The organism is Lentilactobacillus otakiensis DSM 19908 = JCM 15040, from assembly GCF_001434145.1.
GTDB lineage: Bacteria > Bacillota > Bacilli > Lactobacillales > Lactobacillaceae > Lentilactobacillus > Lentilactobacillus otakiensis.
Window position 1 is genome coordinate 19,612 of the sequence record NZ_AZED01000001.1, and the last position, 8,000, is coordinate 27,611.

8 protein-coding genes and 1 pseudogene are annotated in these 8,000 nt (G+C 39.4%); 6 read left to right on the plus strand and 3 right to left on the minus strand.

Features of this window, described 5'->3' with window-relative positions; translation table 11 throughout:
• The first annotated feature begins 316 nt into the window (after positions 1–316).
• From FD05_RS00115 to FD05_RS11695, 3 genes are all read left to right on the plus strand, one after another.
• Positions 317–1,435 (plus strand): replication initiator protein A, encoded by a 1,119-nt coding sequence (locus FD05_RS00115; protein WP_020282111.1) that lies wholly within the window; start codon positions 317–319, stop codon positions 1,433–1,435.
• Positions 1,436–1,694: 259 nt separating this feature from the next.
• On the plus strand, positions 1,695–1,976 hold the full coding sequence (locus FD05_RS00120) for a type II toxin-antitoxin system RelB/DinJ family antitoxin (protein ID WP_002819873.1): 282 nt from the start codon (positions 1,695–1,697) through the stop codon (positions 1,974–1,976).
• On the plus strand, positions 1,966–2,472 hold the full coding sequence (locus FD05_RS11695) for a hypothetical protein (protein ID WP_002819871.1): 507 nt from the start codon (positions 1,966–1,968) through the stop codon (positions 2,470–2,472). Before FD05_RS00120 ends, FD05_RS11695 begins: the two co-directional genes overlap by 11 nt.
• Here the strand turns inward: FD05_RS11695 and FD05_RS00130 are convergent.
• Both FD05_RS00130 and FD05_RS00135 read right to left on the minus strand, forming a co-directional pair.
• On the minus strand, positions 2,462–2,740 hold the full coding sequence (locus FD05_RS00130; RefSeq protein ID WP_014940856.1) for a hypothetical protein: 279 nt from the start codon (positions 2,738–2,740) through the stop codon (positions 2,462–2,464). The two genes, FD05_RS11695 and FD05_RS00130, sit on opposite strands and share 11 nt — an antisense overlap.
• 22 nt (positions 2,741–2,762) lie before the next feature.
• Positions 2,763–2,990, minus strand: a complete 228-nt coding sequence (locus tag FD05_RS00135; protein WP_020282110.1) for a hypothetical protein — start codon at positions 2,988–2,990, stop codon at positions 2,763–2,765.
• Between the two features lie 251 nt (positions 2,991–3,241).
• Between FD05_RS00135 and mobQ the strand changes: the two genes are divergently transcribed.
• The 3 genes and pseudogenes from mobQ to FD05_RS11415 all read left to right on the plus strand — a co-directional run bounded on the left by mobQ (position 3,242) and on the right by FD05_RS11415 (position 7,424).
• Entirely contained in the window at positions 3,242–5,302 is a 2,061-nt protein-coding gene (mobQ, locus tag FD05_RS00140) for a MobQ family relaxase (RefSeq protein ID WP_020282109.1), read from the plus strand.
• 118 nt (positions 5,303–5,420) lie between these two features.
• A pseudogene (locus FD05_RS00145) lies at positions 5,421–6,581 on the plus strand (DNA topoisomerase); the annotation flags it as partial.
• A 55-nt stretch (positions 6,582–6,636) separates the two neighbouring features.
• Positions 6,637–7,424, plus strand: a protein-coding gene (locus tag FD05_RS11415; RefSeq protein WP_143436895.1) for an IS5 family transposase whose coding sequence is annotated in 2 segments (ribosomal slippage) — positions 6,637–6,895 and positions 6,895–7,424 — 789 coding nt in all. Because the reading frame shifts where the segments join, the coding sequence is not laid out codon by codon here.
• Between the two features lie 82 nt (positions 7,425–7,506).
• On the opposite strand, the gene FD05_RS00160 is transcribed toward FD05_RS11415, so the two are convergent.
• Positions 7,507–7,770: an IS3 family transposase gene (locus tag FD05_RS00160; RefSeq protein WP_020282106.1), complete on the minus strand. Its 264-nt coding sequence runs from the start codon at positions 7,768–7,770 to the stop codon at positions 7,507–7,509.
• Positions 7,771–8,000 lie beyond the last annotated feature (230 nt).

Here is an 8,000-nt window from a genome sequence, read left to right on the forward strand (position 1 = left end):
TTTACGTGCTAATTATACCGCAAGCAAACCTTAAGGGGCAAGCAAAGGTAAACTAATTAAAACGAAGATAAGACCAATGGACTAAGTAGCTTCTAATAACTACTTAGTCCATTTTTAGTTCTTAAAAATTAAAAAAGTTGCCGACTGGGCAACTCACAAACAAACACATGCTGGTGAAACTACAAAGCCGATCACGACCAATGTTCGCTTTGTAATTCAGTTAGAGCATATCAGATTTGTATTTTAAAGCAAATCAAATGTTTTAGCAACTCTCTTTTGAGACAGCGTGTGTCAGTCAAGAAAGGGAGTTTTTATTATGACAAAATCAACAGATTTCAATTACTATGAAGCCAATAGCGTATATGGAGCCTTGTTTTTCCAGTTCCCTAAGGTATTAATGTATGGCGAGCAATACAAACATTTAAGTAGTGACGCTAAATTGGCTTATATGGTACTGAAAGATCGGCTAGAGTACTCTTTGCGCAACAGCTGGGTTGATGAGGAAAATCACGTCTACTTTATTTTTACCAATCAAGAACTCGAAAATTTATTTAATTGCCATAATCAAAAAGTCGTCAAAATAAAAAAAGAACTCGAATCCGCTCATTTGCTGATGCAAAAACAACTGGGCTTTAACCCAAAAACAAAAAAGAATGAACCGAATCGCTTATATCTGTCCAAGCTCGATGTGAAAGCAACCGATGTCTATTTACGCGGTGAAGATAGCCCAAAAGTGTCTCAAACCCTTGCTACAAGCGGAAATGTGAAAATCACACTTCCGCAGGAGACCGCTCAAACCCTTGCTACAAGCGGAAATGTGAAAATCACACTTCCGCATAAGTCCGTTGACGAGACCGCTCAAACCCTTGCTACAAGCGGAAATGTGAAAATCACACACAATCTATATAAAGACTTTAAAAACATAGATACTAATAGATACAATATAGATACTCAAAAGTTGGACTTTTCCACAGCCAATTTTTCACCAGCAGAACTAGAAAAGCAAAACCAGGATTTGGTGAACCATGCTAATAACTTTTTAACTGATGAAGACAGCGGTTTACCGGTTTTCTTAGAACCCGAAGCCGTGCAATTACTTAGTTTTTGGTGCCGTACCCCACAACAAATGCGGCGCTTCATTGGCATTATCTTAAATGCTAAGTACCGAGTTGAGAAAGATCACAAAGATATTGGCGTCATAATCCCACTTGATGATGAAGAACTTAAACCGCTAATGACTAAAGCCTTGAGACGCTACTTTAACGTCCTAAGAAGTAATGAGAAGCACATTAAGAACGTGGAAAATTACCTGTACGGCACCATGCAAAACCTATTTGGCGTTTGGTGGAATAAACAAGCGGCTAGAGAATATGCGGCCAAACACCCCGAAGAAGAAAAGTCGGCCGACAACGATAACAGTGGTTTGTACTACTAGTCCTAAAAGGCTACAAAATCCTTTCTAAGCGGTTTTAAAGCTTACTAACCTCTTTATGCTTAAGCTAGATTTAAATGGCTTAAACAGAATAATAGGGGCTTTTAAATGAGCGTCAGAGCTAACCAGGCTAACCAGCTCAAAAGTTCAGCCTTTAGATCATCGCCAAGCTCAAGTGATTTGAAGCCAGGGCTTTATCTATTGATAAGGTACTCAAAAGGTAGTATAATGGTAGTAGTAAAAGAAAGGAGATGAGACAATCATGGCAGTTAAGGAAAAGAAACGGGTCCAAGTCAAGATTGATAAAGATTTGGCCGATGATACCGAAGCAGTTTTAAGTGAATTGGGCTTAAATCCAACCACGGCCATTAACATGTTTTACAAGCGGATTGTTGCTAATGGTGCTCTACCTTTTAATGCGTCTTTAAGCGAAGAAGAAAGAGCTAATTTACGCTTTTTAAAGGCGACCGAAGGGACACCAGTCACCGAGTTCAAAGACGCTAAAGAGGTCGCTGATTGGCTCAACGATCCAGATGAGGACTAATGACTTAGTCAGCCTATACGTTAGTTTTGTAGAAACTAACGGTGGCAAGTCTCGGCCAGTTTTAATTCGTCGGGTATCAGAACAGACGGTCGAGGCTTTTAAAATTACTAGTCAGTATGAAAAGAAGTCGGCTTATATCAAGCAACAATATTATCCGATTCAAGATTGGCAATCCGCTGGGTTGAAGAAACCTTCCTGGGTCGATCTTGGTAATATTTATCGCTTTCCCAAAGCCGGTTTAAACTTTAAAGAAATCGGTCATTTAAGTAAGCTAGATCAAAATAAAATTTCAGATTTTACGCTTGACCTAAAATCAAAAATAAGAGGTAAGGGTCAAAAGATAATTCAACAGCGATCAAGTAAAAGGAAGCACAAAGAAAGTAAAGCAGAGCTTACACAAAGAATTCAAAAACAGTTAAAAGACTTTGCTAAACACAATCCAGAAATTAAGCCAAAAAACAATCCTGAAAATAAAAACGATCGGCCTAGTTATTAGGTTGATCGTTTTTGAGTTTATTCGGTTTATGGGCGTTAACATAGTCAGCAAATGTTTTTAAAAGTTCTTCGGTTTGTTCGACCGAGAGGTTATTAGCTTGAAAGTACTTTTCTAATAAAGCCCCTTTTTGAATTAATCGGCGAGAACGGGCTTTGCGGGATTGCCGATTTTCATAGTATTTAGATTGCCGTAATTTAAAATCTTCCCGCTCAATTTTTTGTTTTAAACGCGCTTGCTGCTCGACTAGTTTTTCATATTGATTAGACATGGAATTTCCCCATCTCGTATGGCTAATGATCTACGGACTTTACCTTTAAAAATTCAGAAAATTGCTTGGCTAAAAGCTTAATCTTATCGTTAGCCAAATTAGCATAATCTAAATTGGCTTGACTGATGATTTGTTTACCTAGCCGTTGTTCAATCTTATTTTTTTCGTCCTTAATTTTTTGATTAAGGGCTTTTAATTTAGCTTCTTGTTTTTCTAAGTTACTTTGAGACATAACGATCCCTCCAATCATATTAGAAATAATCATCGACACTATATCATAGGGGAAACGTTAAGTCAAAGGATAAAAGTTGAAATAGCGAAGCGGAAGGCATACACTAAGTTAAAGTTAAGAAAATCAGAAGACCGAGTGAAACGAGGTCAATGCGCACTTACACGTCATATTTGATGACGTTGTGCTAAACCCATTAAAACCTGTATTAGAAGTCGCCGATGGCGACAACAAAATCAAACCCATAAACCCAAATAAAGGTGGTGACCGACATGGCAATTTTTCACATGAGTTTTAGTAATATTAGTGCCGGTAAAGGACGAAGTGCGATTGCCAGTGCCGCTTATCGAAGTGGTGAAAAGCTATTTGATGATAAGGAAGGTCGCCACTATTTTTATGCCCGCTCGGTTATGCCAGAAAGCTTTATTTTGACGCCAAAAAATGCACCAGAATGGGCCAGTGATCGAGAGCAGTTGTGGAATGAAGTTGAAAAGAAAGATCGTAAATCAAACTCACGGTATGCAAAAGAGTTTAATGTGGCTTTACCAATTGAGTTAAGTGTAGATGAACAAAAAGAATTACTGACAGAATATGTGCAAGAAAATTTTGTCGATCAAGGTATGGTAGCTGACGTAGCAATTCATCGCGATCACCCAGATAATCCACACGCACACGTGATGTTAACCAATCGCCCATTTAACCCCGATGGTACTTGGGGACAGAAAACAAAAACCGAATACATTTTAGATAGTCATGGTAATAAAACTAAGACCCCTGCAGGGAATGTGAGAAACCGAAAAATTTGGTTGGTTGATTGGGATAAAAAAGAAAAAATAACTGAATGGCGGCATAATTGGGCAGTTAGTGTCAATCAGGTTTTAGAGCAAAAAAGCATTCCGGATCGGATCAGTGAAAAATCCTTTGAAAATCAGGGAATAGATGAAGTTCCAACTCAACATGAGGGAATCAATAGCAAACGGCATGAAAGAAAAGCATTTAACCAACAAGTTAAGAACTATCGCAAGGCCAAAGCCAGTTATAAAAACAACCAAGAAAAAGTAATCAATAGAGGTCATTTAGATAGCCTAAGTAAACACTTCTCGTTTAATGAAAAACGGGTAGTTAAAGAGTTAAGCCATGAACTGAAAACTTATATCAGTTTGGAGAACTTAGATGATAAGCGGCGCATGCTATTTAATTGGAAAAACAGTACCTTAATTAAGCACGCTGTTGGTCAAGATGTCACTAAGCAATTATTGACAATTAACCAACAAGAAAGTTCACTAAAAAAAGCAGATGAACTCTTAAATAAAGTGGTCGACCGCACGACGAAAAAACTTTATCCAGAGCTTAATTTTGAACAGACCACGCAAGCTGAAAGACGAGAATTAATTAAGGAAACCGATAGCGAACAAACAGTTTTCAAGGGTAGTGAATTAAACGAACGTTTAATGAACATTCGTGATGATTTGTTGACCCAACAATTATTGACTTTTACCAAACGGCCATACGTTGGCTGGAAGTTATTAATGCAACAAGAAAAGGAAGTCAAAATCGAGCTTAAATATACGCTGATGATTCATGATGATAGCTTAGAAAGTCTAGAACACGTTGATCAAGGTCTACTAGAAAAGTATTCACCAACCGAGCAGCAAAAGATTACTCGCGCAGTCAAAGACCTACGGGCAATCATGGCCGTTAAGCAAGTTATTCAAACCCAATACCAGGAAGTTTTAAGAAGAGCCTTTCCTAACGGCAATTTTAATGAATTACCAATGATTAAACAGGAACAAGTTTATACAGCCGTGATGTACTATGATCCTGTTTTAAAGCCATGTCAGGCTGAAACAATTGAACAGTGGCAAGCAAATCCACCACAGGTGTTCAGTCCCCAAGAACATCAACAAGGACTAGCTTATTTATCGGGACAGCTGAGCTTAGATCAGTTAGAAAATCATCACTTACAACGGGTTTTAAAGCATGATGGCACTAAACAACTCTTTTTTGGCGAATGCAAAGCCGATCCGACGATTAAGAACAGTCAGATCGAGAAAATCCAAAAGCAGTTAAAAGGGCAACAAGCCAAGGACGACCAGTACAGAAAAGAAAATATCGGACATTATCAACCGCTAAATTACAAGCCAGTTAGTCCAGACTATTACTTAAAGACGGCCTTTAGTGACGCGATCATGACTGTTCTATATGCTCGTGATGAAGATTACCAACGACAAAGACAGGCGCAAGGTTTAAAGAAGACTGAGTGGGAAATGACGAAAAAGCAACGGCAACACCAAACTCGAAACCGGCATGAAGATGGGGGCATGCACTTGTAATCACAAAATTAGCGACTGGTTAATTGGTATGAATGGTAGCCCATAATGTATTTTATATTGAGAAAAATTTGGTACGTAGAGCGTGCTCGATTAGTTACGTATAGCTGCAGCCTTGTGTATGGTCTATCAAAGAGACCAGGTAAACAAAACCTTTAAGCCGAAACCCTATTTTGAACTAAATGCTGAAATTCTTGCTAATCAGCAAAAATTCGTCGCAAAATTAGACCCCTATCAGCGGTTTAAAAACGAAACAGGGCTAATGACATTCATGCAAGCTAAACACGTTCAGAAAGGCTCACAGGGCGGTTTAATCAAGGACGTGCAAAAGCAGGCTAAAAAGAGTGCCAGTCCCCAACTATTCTCGCTATCCAGTCTGCAAAGTGCGATGAATAAACGTTATCACGCCAGTGCCAGCCAAACCTTAGCGGCCATTCAGAGTTTATACGAAGCTAAATTCCTTAGCTATCCCCGAACCGATTGTGCTTATATCACTAATGAAGAATTTGATTATTTAGTGGCTAATCTGACGAAGTATCTGGGTTTGGTATCTAAGCAAGTCGCTTTAACCAATACCACCCCAAATAAACGTTACGTCAATGGGAAAAAGGTTGAAGAACATTACGCCATTATCATGACTAAAGTCGTGCCGACGAAAGAGAAACTAGCCAGCTTGCCTAAATTACAGCAACAGGTTTATGATTTGGTTTTAAGAACAACGTTAGCGATGTTTGCTGATCCGTACGAGTACGAGGAAACCACCATTATTACCCAAGTTGGTGACGCCAATTTTAAAGCAACCGGTAAGGTCCCAACTAAGCAAGGTTGGCAAGCTTTATTTGATGATCACAAAGCCGACCAGCAAGAAGCAGCAACCTTACCGCTCGTTCACCAAGGCGATCAAGTCCAAGCAAATCTGCAAACACCGCAAAAAGAAACGACCCCACCGGTACCCTTTACTGAAGGTACCCTGATTACGGCCATGAAGACCGCTGGCAAAACGCTTGATGATGAAGTAGCCCAGGCGATTCTCAAAGATGTGCAAGGAGTTGGGACAAGTGCGACCCGGGCCAATGTGCTGGAAGTGTTAAAGAAACGCGGCTACTTAGTTACTGAAAAGAATAAGTTGCACGTCAGTGAAGCCGGAATCACTTTATGTAAAGCAGTCGAACTCGAACCCTTGCTAACTAGTCCAGAAATGACAGCTAAATGGGAGCAAGCGTTACAGCAAATCAGTACCGAAGAACGCACCCCGGATAACTTTTTGAGCCAGATTAAGAAGCTGTCCAAGATCTATGATTTTTGATATACTTCTATGTAAAAAGCGAGTTTAAGCTATGAAAAATTATCCCAGCAATATTACTCGGCAACAATTTGAATTAATTCGACCAGCTTTAGAAAATTTTCGTAAGCGAACTAAGCCTCGAAAATATGACCTCTACGAGGTCTTCTGTGCGGTCCTATATGTCTTGAAAACCGGTTGCCAATGGCGTCAAGTCCCCGGTGATTTCCCAGAATGGCGGTCAGTTTACAACTATTACAAAATTTGGTCAACTAAAGCTGAGCCTACGGCTGATTCTTTATTGGAACAAGTTTTAAAAAAATTGTCATTGCTCGGCGAACTTACCAAGGACGTTCAGCTTTAACTTCCTTTATTATCGTTGACGCTCAGAGCGTCAAAAACACCGCTACTGCTGAAAACAAAGGTTACGACGCTGGTAAGAAAATCTCGGGGATTAAGCGCCATCTGGCAGTTGATATCAATGACTTTCCGCAGGCCATTCACATGACGCGAGCGAACGTCTCTGATCGAGACGGGGCCAGTGCAATGATCGCTTTACATGCCATGCATTTACGCCAGGTTCAAAATGTCTTAGTTGATGGTGGTTATTCAGGCGTTAATTTTCAGCTCGATGTAGCCAGTAATTTAAACGCAACCGTGCAGGTTGCGAAGCGCAATGAGTTGCATCGATTCGAAGTCATGCCCCAACGTTGGGTAGTCGAACGATCTTTTAGTTGGCTAGAGAATTGTCGGCGACTTTGGAAAAATTGTGAGCGTCAATTAACCACCAGTCTGCAAATGGTCGTTTTAGCGTTTTTAGCACTATTACTTAAGAGATTTTAGACAGCTTCTAAGACTTTCAAGATTATCCAGAGGCGGTGTTTACATAATTGTTCGTTGATAAAGTCTATGGCTTTAACTTTGCCTAATGCCTTCCCAGTGACACCGCCGCTGCTTTTAAAATTTCATTTTCTTCTTTTAACTGCTGGTTTTCTTTCTGTAGTTGCTTGAAGGCTTCAACACTCGTTACGCCACCGTCAGGTAGTTCAACTAATTTGGCCCGCTTGATCCAATGACTGATGGTGGTTGGATGAACCCCATATTCATTGGCTAAGGATTTCTTTGAACGATTTTCATTGTGATAAAGCTTAACGATGTTGTTTTTAAATTCATCTGAATAATATTTCATAAAAAAACTCCTATTCTGATTTTTATCATTATGACACAAAATCTAATGATTTTGGTACCAAATTTCAGTATAGGAGCAATCTGAATGGAATAGAGAGAATATGAATTCCCCACATGATTTAATTGATCAGGCTATTAAGGATTCAGAATATGATGTTGATGATTAGTCTTTTTACACTTGAATTTACACTTTAAGTGCAACACTAATTAAATAAAGAATGGCCCATGGCC